Below are 14132 nucleotides of genomic sequence, written 5' to 3' on the forward strand. Positions count from 1 at the left end.
GGATAGAGGAGGAGCACGGATGGAGTTATTGAGACAAAAGGTCATTAACGAAGGTATTGTTCTCGGCCCTGGTGTGCTCAAGGTTGATTCTTTTCTGAATCACCAGATGGACCCTTTCCTGATGCGTGAAGTAGGACGCGAGTTTACCCGCCGTTTCGCCGGGGAAGGAATCACTAAGGTGCTGACTATCGAATCCTCGGGGATTGCTCCCGGCATTATGACGGCGCTGGAGCTTGAGGTCCCGATGATTTTTGCCCGCAAGCAGAAGTCGCTGACGCTGACGGAAGATATTTATGTGGAGAAGGTCTACTCCTTCACGAAGAAGGAAACTAATGAAATTACCGTCTCCCGAAAGTTCATCGCACCCGGTGAGCGCGTGCTGATCGTCGATGATTTCCTGGCGAATGGTGAAGCGGCCTTCGGGCTGGCACGGATCGTTGAACAGGCGGGCGGCAGCGTTGCCGGGATTGGGATTGTGATCGAAAAAGCTTTCCAGCCCGGCAGCCGCCTGCTGAAGGAAGCCGGGTACCGCGTGGAGTCGCTGGTGCGGATCGCTTCGCTGGATGACGGCGTTGTTGGCTTCGTGGAGGAATAAGGAATACTGCCGAGTGGACTTTTGCGGCAGACGTAAATAACAGGCAGGCCCCCGGAAGGAATCGGGGGCCTGCCTGTTTGTGTTTGAAGGCGGGCATAGGTAGTGCAGCTGAGGGGGAGTGCCTGTTTGTGCTTATAGGCAGAGCGCAAATAGCGCGGCTGAAGCTGCAGGGGGTGGGGTGCTAGCTGCAGCCCCGACTAAAAGCAGAAGCGCTCGCGGCTGGACGCCTACTGCGTGCGGCCAGCCCTACGCCTCCTGTGCTTCGGTTAGGCGAAGCGGACTCCAGTGCGCTTATTTGGTCATTTGGGGTATCATATTGATCCATTTGTGAGGGATAGCGGAATCTCAGTCCGCAAGTCAACTAAAAACCCCCTTGCCGGAGAGAATAAGGTCCTCTCAGTCCGCAAGGGGGTACATAGTGGTTAGATAATGGCTAGATCGCCGGAACGTCGTTGGTGGAAGCAGCCTTAAGCAGTAAAGGGTGCGTTGGCTGCTGCGACTGTGGACGGTACCGGCTGCAAGCATTGAGACCACAGGCAGCCGCTTTTGCCGGCGCAGCCGTTAGCTTAACCGGCTGCGCCATGCTTCCCACAGCCGCAGCGGCACGAGCCCCGCCTAGCCGCTCGCGTGGCACGGCCCGGCTGCGCCCTGCGCGCCGGCCGCCGCCAGCGGCGAGAGCACGCGCAGTGCCCCCGGCTCGCAGCGCACGGCCAGCGGCGCGGTGCCGAGGGCCTCGCCGTCGCCGATGGCATGGCGCGGCTGCGCGAAGTGGACGGCTACGCTGCGTCCGCGCAGCATGGTGACGTAGGGCAACGCAACGTGCTTGCCCTTCACCACCGTCGGGAACAGCCGCAGCAACTGCCCGCGGCTGATCCCGTGGACAACGCAGACGTCGAGCAGGCCGTCGCCTGACTCCGCCTGCGGGCAGATCAGCAGCCCGCCGCCGTAGCTGGGCAGGTTGCAGACCGAGACCAGCCACGCCCGGTCGAAGGTCTGCTCCCTGCCGTCGCAGGTCACGCTGACCCGGCAGGACTTGAAGGTAATCAGCGTATGCAGAATGCCGATGATATAAGCCAGGCGGCCGGCGCCGATGGCATTGCACAGCCGTTTGTAGCGGCTGTTGTTCACATTGACGGCTACCTGGGCATCGAAGCCGCTGGCTACGGCGGTCAGGGTGAGCCCATCCGCGCCCGAGAGCAGATCAGCTTCGAGGCAGCGGTCCTGCAGCGCGTTATCCAGCGCGGCCTCCGGGGTGAGCGGGATGCCGAATCCCCGCGCGGTGTCGTTGCCGGAGCCCGCGGGGATTACGCCGAGCGGCACCCCTCTGCGCCGCAGTGCGCCTAGCACGCTGTGGATCGTGCCGTCTCCGCCGATAACGATGGCGGCGCGCCAGTCCTCGCGGCGGGCAAGGGCGTGCAGCACCTGATTCTCCGCGCTGTCTGCGCTTTGAGTGAACAGCGCTTCATGCGGAATGGCGCGCACCTTGAGCATGGCTTCAACGGTATGCCAAGTCCGCCGCCCCGCTCCGCCGCCCGAGCGGGAATTTATGATCAATAAATACATGGATGTTCCCCCAGCCTGTAATGTTTCCTGTATGTCCTGATTCCATTGTACGGAGAGGACAGGCAAAAGGGAATCTTTTTTACCGGTTACAGCTGCCGCAGCTGACTCTCGGCGATTGCTCCTGCCCAGGGCAGCCTATACCATCTTCCGCCCAGTGCGTGGTAGATCATCAGCAGCCATACGGCAAAGCCCAGCAGGGAGAGAAGGGCGGCCGCGACAGGACCGAGAAAAGGGATGAAGCCGCTCAGTACATGGGCTACCATCAGCGCTCCGAAGGCAATCAGGGATTGCAGCGAGTGGAACAGGACGAACCGGCTGCGCTTCTCCAGCGCGAGGAACACAATGGCACCAATGAACGGGAAGAAGTAACACAAGGCGGCGGCAATATTATCGGGCAATCCGGTGGAAGATCTGAAAGGGGACAAAGGGCTCACTCTCCTTGGTTTGGAGAAGAAAGGTACGGATAATCAACCTTCTTCCCTTCAAGCCTATGAAGAATCACGTTAAAGTATGAACTGCACTGGGGATATGTCCAATATTTTCTGCAGCATTGGGTAGACTAATATTAGGTTCCCGCTGCTGGCGGTAGACATACAATAAATTTTAGCCAGAGAGAGCGGGAGGCGCGGTTGAGGTCAGGTTAGGAGTAGTGGTTGTAGCGGAAAATGAGGATCTTACTTAACGTGGAAGCTAAAGAAGTATAAAAAATTTCCATTCGCATATTTTACAAGGAAAGGTGGAACTTGGACTGGAATATGATACAATATAACGATAAAGCCCGAAAGGAGTGATTCAGCAAGTGGCTCTTCGGGTAACTAAAGTGTCAAGGTGTCTTTACTCTGAGACATCCTTACTCTCAGCCCAAATCACGACGAACCTGCTTCACCGGCAAGGCGGATTTCCGGAATACCGGAAGGATGGTCAAGGCGGATAATGCAAGCCACGTATGTGTAATGGTTTCTTAACTTGCATTTCAAGGTTACGGCGGACTTTTCATCATGCATTCTCTACAACGGAGCATTCATTTTCAATGTTTTGGGAGGGAACTGATCATGGCAAGTAAAGGTCATAACGAAGTCAAGGAAAGTCTACGGGAAATGACACGCATTTTCCGGCCCAAAGATCCCAAGAAATTTGTGAAGGAGTACGTCCGGAAGTATCGGATCACGGGAGGCTATGAAGAAGAGCTGACCATGGTTGTGGAGCATGAACTGGTAAGAATGAATTCGTCCGTTTCTTAAACAACAGATAGAATTGTTCTGCTTCTGCTTTTTGATGACAACATTTTGCGCTATAACATCCATGAGGATTCTCATAAACCGTGCCCGGGCAGCCTGTTTGCCGCTGGAATCGGTTTTTTTTGTATGCCCGGTTTACCGGATACAGAGCCATATCATTAGTCAAATGAATTAATAGACACAAATACATATGAATGCGCTTTAAAAGTAGTTTAACAGTTTTCGACTTATTTTGAAAGCGCTTTTAAAATCAATAAAGACAAGCTTTTTTCTTTTTCGAAATGATTATGTGAAATTGTTGTGAACGATTGACAAAACAGTGGGGCGAACTTATATTAATAGTGATTGTTATAATTGACAGGAAAATACTCTAATCTACGAATTCGGGAAAAGCGGGGTAGATCAATGATGAAAACGTGGCAGGCTGGAAAGCGGCTTCTTCCCATGACCGCAGCGCTTGGACTCATTCTTGCCGGATGCGGGCGGGAAGACTTGTCGGTACTCAGACCGCAGGGACCCGCAGCAGAAAGCTCGTTTGCACTGATGAAGCTGTCGATCTCAATCATGATCGTGGTGCTTTTGGTCGTCTTCTCTATTGCAGCTTATGTATGGATCCGTTTCCGCCGGAAACCGGATCAGAACGAGATTCCCAAGCAGGTGGAAGGCAGCTTCAAGCTCGAAGTGCTGTGGACGGTCATCCCGCTTATTCTTGTAGTTGTACTGGCGGTTCCTACAGTGAAGGCGGTGTTCGCTGCCGGCAATGATCATTCGGATGATAAGGATGCCATTAAGGTCAAAGTGACCGGCCATCAATACTGGTGGGAGTTTGAATATACGGATTACGGGGTGACAACAGCACAGGATCTGGTGATTCCAGCCGGTAAGGATATCGCTTTTGAGCTAAGCACCAAGGATGTCCTGCACTCCTTCTGGGTACCTTCGCTCTCCGGCAAAATGGACACCAACCCCGACGGAACGGTCAACCGCTTCAGCTTCAGTGCGCCGAATGAAGGCGTTTACCGCGGCAAATGTGCGGAGCTATGCGGGCCTTCCCACGGCTTCATGGAGTTTAAGGTGAAATCAGTCAGTAGTACGGCCTTTGAGGAGTGGTTAGCTTCGATGAAGGCTCCTGATTCTGTGTTGCCGGATGATCCGGCGCTCGCGGAGACCTTCAAATCCCAGTGCCTCACCTGCCATGCGACTGGAAGTATGCAGGATCTTTCCCAGGCTCCCAATCTGACCGGAATTGGCTCCCGCGAATCGGTGGCCGGCATTCTGCTTAATGACGACACGCGCGTGGACGGGGCACCGGTAGAAGAGAATCTGAAGACGTGGCTGCATGATCCCCAGAGCGTGAAGCCGGGCAACAAGATGCCGGATCCCAAGGATCTGGGCTTAAGCGATGAAGAGATCGACGGAATTGCCGAGTTTCTGGCCGGTTACACGCTGGACTGAAGCCGGATAGCCTATAGCCCGAAGCGGAAGCAGCATATTTGAAAAAGGGGGTACGTACCTTGGCCGAAGCAGCGCAATCCTTGCATCCCTCCCAGCCCTTGAAGCATGGCCACAGCGTTAAACGGCATACCGGGCTAATGGACTGGATCACCACCGTCGATCATAAGAAGATCGCGATTCTCTACCTGTGGGCTGGAGGCATCTTCTTCGGCATCGGCGGATTGGAAGCGATTCTGATCCGTATTCAGCTGATTAAGCCGATGAATACCTTTCTCGATGCCCAGACCTTCAACGAACTGATTACCATGCATGGCACAACGATGATCTTTCTTGGCGTTATGCCTGTCATCTTCGCACTGATGAATGCAGTCATACCGCTGCAGATCGGTGCGCGTGACGTAGCCTTTCCTTTTCTCAATGCGCTCGGATTCTGGACCTTCCTGTTCGGCGGTATTCTGCTCAACCTCAGCTGGGTAATGGGCGGTGCGCCTGATGCGGGCTGGACCGCATATACCCCGCTCTCCAGCACGGGCTACAGCCCCACGCACGGGGTGGACTTTTATACCATCGGGCTGCAGATTGCGGGCCTTGGCACACTGATTGGCGGCATTAACTTCCTGGCCACCATCATCACGATGCGCGCACCGGGGATGTCCTTCATGCGGATGCCGATGTTCGCCTGGACTACTTTTATTACTTCAGCTATTATTCTATTCGCTTTCCCTGCTATTACTGTAGGCCTTGTCCTGCTAACTTTCGACCGGATACTGGATGCCAACTTCTTCAATGTGGCCGGAGGCGGCAATCCGGTGCTGTGGCAGCATATCTTCTGGATCTTCGGCCATCCCGAAGTATACATTCTGATTCTTCCGGCCTTCGGCGTCATCTCTGAGGTTATTCCGACCTTCTCGCGCAAGCGGCTGTTCGGGTACAGCTCTATGGTGTTCGCAACGATTCTGATCGCCTTCCTGGGCTTCATGGTCTGGGCGCATCATATGTTCACCACCGGCCTCGGTCCGGTAGCGAATGCGTTGTTCTCAGTCTCCACCATGCTGATCGCCGTTCCGACCGGGATCAAGATCTTCAACTGGCTGTTCACCATGTGGGGCGGACAGGTACGCTTCACCACCCCTAATCTGTTCGCAGCCGGCTTCATCCCGACCTTCACCATGGGCGGGGTAACGGGGGTCATGCTGGCCTCTGCGCCTGCGGACTTCCAGTTCCATGATACTTACTTCGTAGTGGCGCATTTCCACTATGTTATTGTCGGCGGTCTGGTGCTCGGTCTGTTTGCCGGACTTCACTACTGGTGGCCGAAGATGTTCGGGCGGATGCTCAGCGAGACGTTAGGCAAGTGGACCTTCTGGACGTTCATTATCGGCTTCCACCTGACGTTCTTCGTGCAGCATTTCCTGGGACTGATGGGCATGCAGCGCCGTGTATTCACCTATTTGCCGAATCAGCAGTTTGATCTGCTTAACCTGGTCAGTACTATTGGTGCGATGCTGATGGGGGTCGGCATGCTGATCTTCCTCACGAATATCTTCCTGACCTCGAGACGGCCGGCTGATGCAGCCGATGATCCGTGGGAAGACGGGCGGACACTTGAATGGACGATTCCTTCTCCGCCGCCGGAATATAACTTCAAGCAGACGCCGCTGGTGCGGGGCCTGGATGCCTTCTGGAAGGAAAAAATGGCCGGACACAAGGCGATGACCCCGTCCGAACCGGTGGGCTCGATTCATATGCCTTCGGCAACGATTCTGCCGTTCCTGATGTCGGTCGGTATTTTCATAGCGGGACTGGGCTTCATGTTCAGCCGTGATGAGTTCAGCAGCAGTATAATGAGCTTTCTGTTCAATAACTATATCGTTACGGCACTGGGACTGCTTATTACCTTCGGTTCCATGCTGATGCGGTCGCTGTTCGATGATCCGGGCTGGCATATTGAACCCGAAGAGCTGGAAGGAAGGTGAGCGGATATGACTACAGCACATGCTGAAGCAGCCAATGGAACTCTCCCGCATGAACCGGAAAAAGCAACCCTCGAAGGACGCAACAAGGTGCTGGCCTTCTGGCTGTTCCTTGGTGGGGAAGCGGTGCTTTTTGGCACCCTCTTCGCAACCTTCCTGGCGCTGCGCAATCAGACCAATGAAGGCCCGTCTGCGAATGAGCTGTTTCATCTTCCGCTGGTCGCGGCAGCAACCTTTCTTCTGTTGGTCAGCAGTCTGACCAGTGTCTTCGCGATCCAGGCGATGCACCGGGGCCGCGTCACTATGCTGCGGAACTGGCTGCTGGTCACGGTCCTGCTCGGACTATGCTTCCTGGTCCTGGAGATTTACGAATTCAGCGTATACATCAGGCATGAGGAATTCGGAATGACCACCAGTGCATTCAGCTCGGCTTTTTATACTCTGGTCGGCTTTCACGGTGCCCATGTGGCCTTCGGTATTCTGTGGATATCAGTACTGATCGGCCAGTTATTGCATAAGGGGCTGACGGTGGTAACCGCACCGAAGATTTATGTGTCGGCGATGTACTGGCATTTCATCGATGTGGTATGGGTCTTTATCTTCACGGTAGTATACCTGCTCGGAAAGGTGGGATGAAGCCATGACGACGAAGCAGCATTCTCCGGAATCTCCGGTGAAGCACCGGCACCGCCCGGAAGGACCGCAGCGGCATATTGTAGTCTTTGTCTTCTCCATTGTACTGACGCTGATCGCCTTTGCCGCAGTGGCTGCCGGAGGGGTGAATGCCACCTTTGCCGTTATTCTGCTGCTGGTGATGGCTGTGCTGCAGGTGATCCTGCAGATGGGCTTCTGGATGCATCTGAAGGACAAAGGGCATATGATGCCGATTATCTTCATGCTGGGCGGATTTTTTATCGCGGGGACTTGCATTATAATGTCGCTCTACTGGGTATGGTGGGATTAATACTGTACGGGGGGAGGGCTTGCGATGATGCCGGGATTACAATACTTCAGCTTTACTGAACTGTGGAGTCCGCTGTTTCTGGCCCTGATGCTCCTGCTGACTGCCGGATATTTTGTGCTGATCGGTCCGCTGGCCTCCCGGTTTGAGGGCAGTACTGCAGTCCCCTTCTGGCGGAGGGGGCTGTTCTTATGCGGAATGCTGGCCCTCTATCTGGCGCAGGGGGGACCTGTCAGTCTGCTGGGGCATATCCTTTTTTCGTTCCATATGGTCAGTATGGCCTTGTCTTATCTTGTCGCAGTCCCGCTGATTATGCTGGGGATTCCTGACTGGTGCTGGCGTGCGCTGCTCCGGGTGAATCCGCTGCGCGGCCTTGCTTTTCTGGCTAAGCCCATCGTTGCCGCACTGCTCTTCAACGGATTATTCTCGCTCTACCATATCCCGGCGATTCATGATTATGTCATGCTGCATTTCGCGGTTCACCGTCTGTACTACGCCGTATTATTCCTGACTTCAGGGCTCATGTGGTGGAATCTGATCAATCCCCTGCCGGAATACCGCGCACTGGGCGGCCTCGGTCAGGTAGGGTTCATCTTTCTGAACATGGTCCTGCTGACACCGGCCTGCGGGCTGATTATTTTTGCCGGTTCTCCCCTGTATGCTACGTATAGTGACCCCAATACCTGGGCGATGGCCATGGGCTACTGTGTACCGCAGAGTCCGGCTGCTTTGCTGCAGGCTTTTGGCGGACCCGGCTTCTTCGGATCTCTGTCCCCCAAGGTAGATCAGCAGGTCGGCGGCATCGTGATGAAGTTCATTCAGGAATTTATTTTTGCCTCGATGCTTGCTTATGTGTTCTATCATTGGTATAAAAAAGAGAACGGACAAGAGGACACGGAGTTGTCCGCGCCTGCCTCTGATCTTGCGGAGGAGGGTCTGAACTATAAGGGCTGGTAAGTGCCGAGGGGGATAATCATGGATATTTTCACATTGTTTCCAACGATCAGTACATCGTTCATCGTCATTAGCGCGGTGCTGGTGGCTATCGGCTGGAGACAAATCATTCAGGGCAAACGCGAAGCGCACAAGAAGACTATGATTGCAGCTGCTGTGGCGGCAATTCTCTTTTTCCTGGTGTATTCGTCAAGAACGATATTCGTGGGGAATACGACCTGGGGCGGACCGGATGATCTGTCGACGCTGTATCATGTCTTCCTGATCTTCCACATTGTGCTGGCTACCGTAGCTGCTGTATTCGGCATCACTACGCTGACGCTGGGCTTCAAGGCCAAGTATGCCAAACACCGCAAGTGGGGAAGAGTGACGGCTATGATCTGGTTTGTCACCGCTATTACGGGTGTTGCCGTTTATGTGCTGCTGTACATCTTCTATCCAGGCGGACATACGCTGCCGGTCTGGAAAGTCATTATGGGCGGTTAGCTGTAATTGAAGACAAGCCTGTACATCTGCTGTTCCGCTTATGCGGGGCGGGTGTACGGGCTTTTTTTTGTTGTACTGAAGCCTGCGAGTGAAGCGGACTGAGAAGACGTTATATCTCCAATAAACCTTATAGCGGGGATGAATCGGACTGAGAAGCGCTTATATGGTTCATTTGAGCTCCAAATGACGGATATCCGGACGCTTAACAGAATCTCAGTCCGATTGACCTGCCATTTCATCAGATTTGACCATATAGTATGCGAAAAACTGAACACCGACAATGTGCTGGCGCGAAGTCCATCGTACCAAATGTAAGCGAAAAACCGAATACAATGTGCTGGCGTGAAGGCCATCGTGGCAAATGTAAGCGAAAAACCGAATACAATGTGCTGGCGTGAAGGCCATCGTGGCAAATGTAAGCGAAAAACCGAACACACTGTGCTGGCGCGAAGGCCACCGGGCCAAATGTAAGCGAAAAACCGAATACAATGTGCTGGCGCGAAGGCCATCGTGGCAAAAGTAAGCGAAAAACCGAATACAATGTGCTGGCGCGAAGGCCATCGTGGCAAATGTAAGCGAAAACAAACATGTCTTTCAAGGCACAACTCCAGCATGAAAATGAGCAGCGTGGCTAAAAAACAGAACATCGTCTTTTCATTTATTTAACATATTTTAACGGAAAACCGAACACAATTGGACTGGGTAAGCCACGTAAGCCAAATGTAATCGAAAAACCGAACACAATTGGAAAGGGTGCACCGCGTAGGCCAAATGTAATCGAAAAACCGAACACAATTGGACTGGGTGCACCGCGTAGGCCAAATGTAATCGAAAAACCGAACACAATTGGACTGGGTGAACCGCGTAGGCCAAATGTAATCGAAAAACCGAACACAATTGGACTGGGTACGCCGCTTAAGCCGAATGTAATCGAAAAACCGAACACAATTGGACTGGGTAAGCCACGTAAGCCAAATGTAATCGAAAAACCGAACACAATTGGACTGGGTAAGCCACGTAAGCCAAATGTAATCGAAAAACCGAACACAATTGGACTGGGTGCACCGTGTAGGCCAAATGTAATCGAAAAACCGAACACAATTGGACTGGGTGCGCCGCGTAGGCCGTGCGTTTATCGCAGTGCCAGACGTATTTTCACAGAAAAACCGAATACAATGTGCTGGCGTGAAGGCCACCGGGCCAAATGTAAGCGAAAAACCGAACACAATGTGCTGGCGCGAAGGCCATCGTGGCAAATATATTTTACAAACCTCAAACCGTGATTGATTCAGTGATTCGTTTATTGAACTGACGGAAATAGAAATACAAATTTGGGACAATGTGGTAAAATGGTTTCGATAACATTTTTGTGCCAATTCTTACGTTCATAGGTATGATCCTTTTCGTATATGGGTTCCCCCAAAAATAGGATGAGATAAACTCATTCAACAGGAAACGATAGCTCACCTAAAGCGAGGTCAGCCTGTCTAGAGGGACGGCTACCTTCGTTGCGCTAAGGGGGCAGGAGAGTTGATATTTAGTGAACAGGGGGGCGATGTTGATGGAAATAAATCATTCAATTAAGAGTCCATCAAAAATCGGAACCATTATAGGGATGATAATTATGATATCGAGTCAATCTATTATTGTATTGAGAATGTGGGATCAGAGAGGTGTATTTTATGCTTCGGTTACAGCGATTCTTATTGGTTTAGTTGTACTGTTATTCGCATTGTATAGAACGTTTTTTAAGAAGCTAACCGAGTTATGCCTATCCGATGACCAAATTGTTCTTAATGGGAGAATAATCAACTCAAGCGATATTAAAGTGATAATGATCAGAGGCTACTTTAAACCTGTTGTCGGGATATTACCTTATAAGAGGAAGATCGTCCCATTGGATATGGCATATAGGTATTCAAAGGATGAAGATAAAGGTATCTCTGATCTAAAGAGTTGGGCAAAAATGAATAATGTAAGTATGGTCAATAAATCGTTTCAAACTTGGATATAAGACGAGGACGAATATAGCTGAGGATGGGTGAAAATGGACAACCACTATGAATACCTTCTGCTTGCCTTCGAAGAGGCGGAAAAAGCAAAAGAAGAAGGGACTTACCCTATTGGGGCAGTCATTATTGATTCTAACGGAACCGTTGTTAGCCGGGGTAGAAATAGAGTTTTTTCCAGCTGTGATACAACATCTCATGCAGAAATTGACGCTATAAGAAAGGCTGGACATAAAATAGTAGATGTTGAAAGCAAGAAATTTGTTGTGAAAAACGGGCTTACGTTATATACGACGTGTGAGCCCTGCCCGATGTGTACGGGGACTATAGTTCTCTCCAAGACTAAAAAGGTAGTGTGGGCAGCAAATGATGCTGATATCGGAGCATTTAAAAAATTCAAAGAAATGACCAGTCCGTTACCGATTTATAATGATTTATTCAATGACATTGAAATTGTGGCTGCTCCCTACTCTGATTTAGAAATTAGACAAAGACGAATGTTGGCTGAATGGAATAATGAATTGATATGTGACGCGGAGTGTTGATCGAAAATTACTAGAATCATATTAATCGACGCAATATACAGTAAAATGTAAGCAGGTTGTCTTGCAGGAGGGAATCAATATGCTGTATATATTTGGCGGGTTGCCGGGCACCGGCAAGTCTGCGTTATCATCTGCTTTAGCAAGTGAACTTCGGGCACCGTATCTTCGGGTTGATGTCGTAGAACAGGCTATGCGTGTTGCCGGGGTCAAGGTTGACGGACCTGAGGGTTACATCGTTTGTTACGAGATAGCGAGGCAGAATCTTATTTTAGGTCTGGATGTGATCGCAGACACGGTCAATCCCATTCACTATACACGCCAAGCTTGGCGTAATGTAGCAGAGTCTTTAGAAATTCCGTATGTCGAAATCGAAGTGGTCTGCTCAGACGAATGTGTACACAAGCATCGGGTCACTACTCGTACAACAGATATCCCCGGCTTTACTCTCCCCACTTGGGACGAGGTTAAGAACAGACATTACGAAGCTTGGGACCGCGACCACATCGTGATCGATACGGCTCATCAAACCGTGACGGAAAGCTGGATGTTATTACGTGAACAGCTAAGTCTGAAGAAATAATAAACTTGAGCTATGATTGTCGTAGACGATGCCTGCCTTACATTTGGATAGGGGAAGAAGCTAAATAAACAGCGACAGTCAAGGACTTGAATTTCTGTCCACAACTGCCGCTGTTTCACTTTCAAGGTCTGTCTAATGTTGCTGCTTGGAGCAAAGGTGAAGCTACAGGCGGAAGGAGGAGACAGTGCTCTGCAGCTCTTCGGCCAGGCTGGCCAGAGATTGGGCGGAAGAAGCGGTCTCTTCGCTGCTTGCAGCCGACTGCTGAGTGGTGGCGGAGATATTCTCTACAGCGGCCAGTACATTGGTCGATTGGGCCGCTTGTTCTTCACTGGCTGCGGCGATTTCGGAAATTTTCTGTCCGGCATTATTCACCATCGTAACGATTTTATGGAAAGAGACACCGGTTTTCTGTGACAACTCGGCACTTTCCTGAACGGCGCTCACACTGTCGCGCGTGTTCAGCTGCATCCCCTTGATGATGCCAGTTATCTGCTTGGTGGCTTCACCACTGCGTTCGGCAAGCTTTCGTACCTCATCGGCAACGACGGCGAAACCTCGTCCCTGTTCCCCGGCCCGTGCGGCTTCAATGGCGGCGTTCAAAGCGAGCAGATTGGTCTGGTCAGCGATATCCTCAATGACATCGATGATATCGCCGACCTTCTGGGAGTCCTCTTCCAGACGGGACATCTGACCGCTGACGGCCAGCATGCTCTCCATCGATTCCTGAATGATGCTGTTGCCGTTCTCGGCAATCGCCACGGTCTCATCGGAGATGACCGAAGCCTGTTCGGTGTTCTGGGCTACAGAGTGGATGGCGCTGGAGAGCTCTTTGAATAGCTCGCTGATCGTCCCGGCATCATTCGCGGTAGAAGTGCTGCCGCTCGCCACCTCCTGCGTACTGGCGGAAATCTCCTCTGCGGCGGCGGACAGGCTCTGGGAATGCAGCAGGATGGACCCTACGGTCTTGCGGAGATTGCTGACCATCTCATTAACCTTGGCTGCCAGTATGCCGATTTCATCTTTGGTGTCGATCTCTGACTGGCTGCGTAAATCGCCATCGGCTACCTTGGAGAGGATCTGTACTACCTTCGCCAGCGGATTTGAAATGATCCGGGAGATCATATAGCCGAGCAGGATGCACAGCAGCACGGCACCTACAATGATAGCAAGCGTAATTGTGCGCGAGGAGCTGTACAGGGAAGCCCCGTCCTGTTTGGCCTGATCCGCTTCCTTGATATTGATGCTGATCAGATTGTTGATGATTTGCTTGAGCTCCTCTGCTTCATTGGCGAGAGCAGGGCTGCGGAGTATGCTCAGCAGTTCGTCGTCCCTCTGGGCGATGGCGGCGCTGATCAGGGAATCGTAAGTTTTTACATAGGCGTTCCAGGCGTTGTCGAACGGTGCGATCGCTTGGACGGAGTCCTCGCTGAGCTTTGTTTTACGGAAGGCTGCGATGCTGTCCAGCACATTCTGCTTTTCGGTTTCATAGTCTTCCACACGCTGATTCCGTTCAGAGGCCGTTTCTTTAATATACAGGTCACGGGCAATGCCGCGCATCACGGAGAAGCTGTTCTGCGAACTCTGGAGTGAAGAGACAGGCACCAGATTGTTTGTGTACATATCATCCAGGCTGTTATTGATTGAACCCAGATTGCTCAGACCATAGAGACCCACGAAGGCTAAAATGACAGCGACTACCAAAAAGGATGAGATTAACTTCACGCTTGTTTTTAAATTATAAAACCATTTCATACCTGTTTCCCCCAGTAATCA

16 protein-coding genes are annotated in these 14132 nt (G+C 51.8%); 11 read left to right on the top strand and 5 right to left on the bottom strand.

The annotated features are described in order from the left end of the window. Positions 1-19 precede the first annotated feature (19 nt). Complete coding sequence (locus R50912_RS02600) at positions 20-595, top strand: xanthine phosphoribosyltransferase (RefSeq protein WP_042232198.1); 576 nt, start codon at positions 20-22, stop codon at positions 593-595. 433 nt (positions 596-1028) lie between these two features. On the opposite strand, the gene R50912_RS34685 is transcribed toward R50912_RS02600, so the two are convergent. From R50912_RS34685 to R50912_RS02610, 3 genes are all read right to left on the bottom strand, one after another. Next, complete coding sequence (locus tag R50912_RS34685; RefSeq protein ID WP_156122910.1) at positions 1029-1229, bottom strand: hypothetical protein; 201 nt, start codon at positions 1227-1229, stop codon at positions 1029-1031. Continuing rightward, complete coding sequence (locus tag R50912_RS02605) at positions 1211-2158, bottom strand: diacylglycerol/lipid kinase family protein (RefSeq protein ID WP_042232200.1); 948 nt, start codon at positions 2156-2158, stop codon at positions 1211-1213. The genes R50912_RS34685 and R50912_RS02605 overlap by 19 nt, the downstream gene beginning before the upstream one ends. 86 nt (positions 2159-2244) lie before the next feature. Further along, on the bottom strand, positions 2245-2583 hold the full coding sequence (locus R50912_RS02610; RefSeq protein WP_042232203.1) for a DUF4870 domain-containing protein: 339 nt from the start codon (positions 2581-2583) through the stop codon (positions 2245-2247). Positions 2584-3210: 627 nt separating this feature from the next. Here R50912_RS02610 and R50912_RS02615 point away from each other — a divergent pair. The 7 genes from R50912_RS02615 to R50912_RS02645 all read left to right on the top strand — a co-directional run bounded on the left by R50912_RS02615 (position 3211) and on the right by R50912_RS02645 (position 9225). After that, positions 3211-3399 (top strand): hypothetical protein, encoded by a 189-nt coding sequence (locus tag R50912_RS02615; RefSeq protein WP_019913840.1) that lies wholly within the window; start codon positions 3211-3213, stop codon positions 3397-3399. Between the two features lie 402 nt (positions 3400-3801). Then, the gene (gene coxB / locus R50912_RS02620) at positions 3802-4851 is read left to right on the top strand and encodes a cytochrome c oxidase subunit II (protein ID WP_039306711.1); all 1050 of its coding nucleotides are present in this window, start codon (positions 3802-3804) and stop codon (positions 4849-4851) included. 137 nt (positions 4852-4988) lie between these two features. Further along, complete coding sequence (gene ctaD / locus R50912_RS02625; protein ID WP_042241416.1) at positions 4989-6827, top strand: cytochrome c oxidase subunit I; 1839 nt, start codon at positions 4989-4991, stop codon at positions 6825-6827. Between the two features lie 6 nt (positions 6828-6833). After that, on the top strand, positions 6834-7460 hold the full coding sequence (locus tag R50912_RS02630; RefSeq protein WP_042232206.1) for a cytochrome (ubi)quinol oxidase subunit III: 627 nt from the start codon (positions 6834-6836) through the stop codon (positions 7458-7460). Between the two features lie 4 nt (positions 7461-7464). Continuing rightward, positions 7465-7788, top strand: coding sequence for a cytochrome C oxidase subunit IV family protein (locus R50912_RS02635; RefSeq protein WP_042232209.1), 324 nt, complete (start codon positions 7465-7467; stop codon positions 7786-7788). Between the two features lie 27 nt (positions 7789-7815). Next, positions 7816-8742, top strand: a complete 927-nt coding sequence (gene ctaG, locus R50912_RS02640; RefSeq protein ID WP_042241419.1) for a cytochrome c oxidase assembly factor CtaG — start codon at positions 7816-7818, stop codon at positions 8740-8742. Positions 8743-8760: 18 nt separating this feature from the next. Further along, the gene (locus R50912_RS02645; protein ID WP_042133229.1) at positions 8761-9225 is read left to right on the top strand and encodes a DUF420 domain-containing protein; all 465 of its coding nucleotides are present in this window, start codon (positions 8761-8763) and stop codon (positions 9223-9225) included. Positions 9226-9883: 658 nt separating this feature from the next. Here the strand turns inward: R50912_RS02645 and R50912_RS34690 are convergent. After that, positions 9884-10324 carry a hypothetical protein gene (locus R50912_RS34690; RefSeq protein WP_156122912.1) on the bottom strand — a complete coding sequence of 147 codons (441 nt, stop codon included), beginning with the start codon at positions 10322-10324 and terminating at the stop codon, positions 9884-9886. 462 nt (positions 10325-10786) lie between these two features. On the opposite strand from R50912_RS34690, the gene R50912_RS02650 reads away from it, so the two are divergent. From R50912_RS02650 to R50912_RS02660, 3 genes are all read left to right on the top strand, one after another. Beyond that, complete coding sequence (locus tag R50912_RS02650; protein ID WP_042232212.1) at positions 10787-11239, top strand: hypothetical protein; 453 nt, start codon at positions 10787-10789, stop codon at positions 11237-11239. A gap of 33 nt (positions 11240-11272) precedes the next feature. Then, positions 11273-11779 (top strand): nucleoside deaminase, encoded by a 507-nt coding sequence (locus R50912_RS02655; RefSeq protein ID WP_197073026.1) that lies wholly within the window; start codon positions 11273-11275, stop codon positions 11777-11779. Positions 11780-11858: 79 nt separating this feature from the next. Beyond that, positions 11859-12359 carry a P-loop nucleotide/nucleoside kinase family protein gene (locus R50912_RS02660; RefSeq protein ID WP_042232218.1) on the top strand — a complete coding sequence of 167 codons (501 nt, stop codon included), beginning with the start codon at positions 11859-11861 and terminating at the stop codon, positions 12357-12359. Positions 12360-12521: 162 nt separating this feature from the next. Here the strand turns inward: R50912_RS02660 and R50912_RS02665 are convergent, their stop codons facing one another. Beyond that, positions 12522-14111 (bottom strand): methyl-accepting chemotaxis protein, encoded by a 1590-nt coding sequence (locus R50912_RS02665; RefSeq protein ID WP_042232220.1) that lies wholly within the window; start codon positions 14109-14111, stop codon positions 12522-12524. Positions 14112-14132 lie beyond the last annotated feature (21 nt).

This window comes from Paenibacillus sp. FSL R5-0912 (assembly GCF_000758605.1).
In the GTDB taxonomy this organism is placed as follows: domain Bacteria; phylum Bacillota; class Bacilli; order Paenibacillales; family Paenibacillaceae; genus Paenibacillus_AQ.

Excerpts from the sequence above, each read along its gene's own strand:
- R50912_RS02600 (WP_042232198.1), top strand. The coding sequence starts at position 20 with ATGGAGTTATTGAGACAAAAGGTCATTAACGAAGGTATTGTTCTCGGC.
- R50912_RS02605 (WP_042232200.1), bottom strand. The coding sequence starts at position 2,158 with ATGTATTTATTGATCATAAATTCCCGCTCGGGCGGCGGAGCGGGGCGG.
- R50912_RS02615 (WP_019913840.1), top strand. The coding sequence starts at position 3,211 with ATGGCAAGTAAAGGTCATAACGAAGTCAAGGAAAGTCTACGGGAAATG.
- coxB (WP_039306711.1), top strand. The coding sequence starts at position 3,802 with ATGATGAAAACGTGGCAGGCTGGAAAGCGGCTTCTTCCCATGACCGCA.
- ctaD (WP_042241416.1), top strand. The coding sequence starts at position 4,989 with ATGGACTGGATCACCACCGTCGATCATAAGAAGATCGCGATTCTCTAC.
- R50912_RS02630 (WP_042232206.1), top strand. The coding sequence starts at position 6,834 with ATGACTACAGCACATGCTGAAGCAGCCAATGGAACTCTCCCGCATGAA.
- R50912_RS02635 (WP_042232209.1), top strand. The coding sequence starts at position 7,465 with ATGACGACGAAGCAGCATTCTCCGGAATCTCCGGTGAAGCACCGGCAC.
- ctaG (WP_042241419.1), top strand. The coding sequence starts at position 7,816 with ATGCCGGGATTACAATACTTCAGCTTTACTGAACTGTGGAGTCCGCTG.
- R50912_RS02645 (WP_042133229.1), top strand. The coding sequence starts at position 8,761 with ATGGATATTTTCACATTGTTTCCAACGATCAGTACATCGTTCATCGTC.
- R50912_RS02650 (WP_042232212.1), top strand. The coding sequence starts at position 10,787 with ATGGAAATAAATCATTCAATTAAGAGTCCATCAAAAATCGGAACCATT.
- R50912_RS02655 (WP_197073026.1), top strand. The coding sequence starts at position 11,273 with ATGGACAACCACTATGAATACCTTCTGCTTGCCTTCGAAGAGGCGGAA.
- R50912_RS02660 (WP_042232218.1), top strand. The coding sequence starts at position 11,859 with ATGCTGTATATATTTGGCGGGTTGCCGGGCACCGGCAAGTCTGCGTTA.
- R50912_RS02665 (WP_042232220.1), bottom strand. The coding sequence starts at position 14,111 with ATGAAATGGTTTTATAATTTAAAAACAAGCGTGAAGTTAATCTCATCC.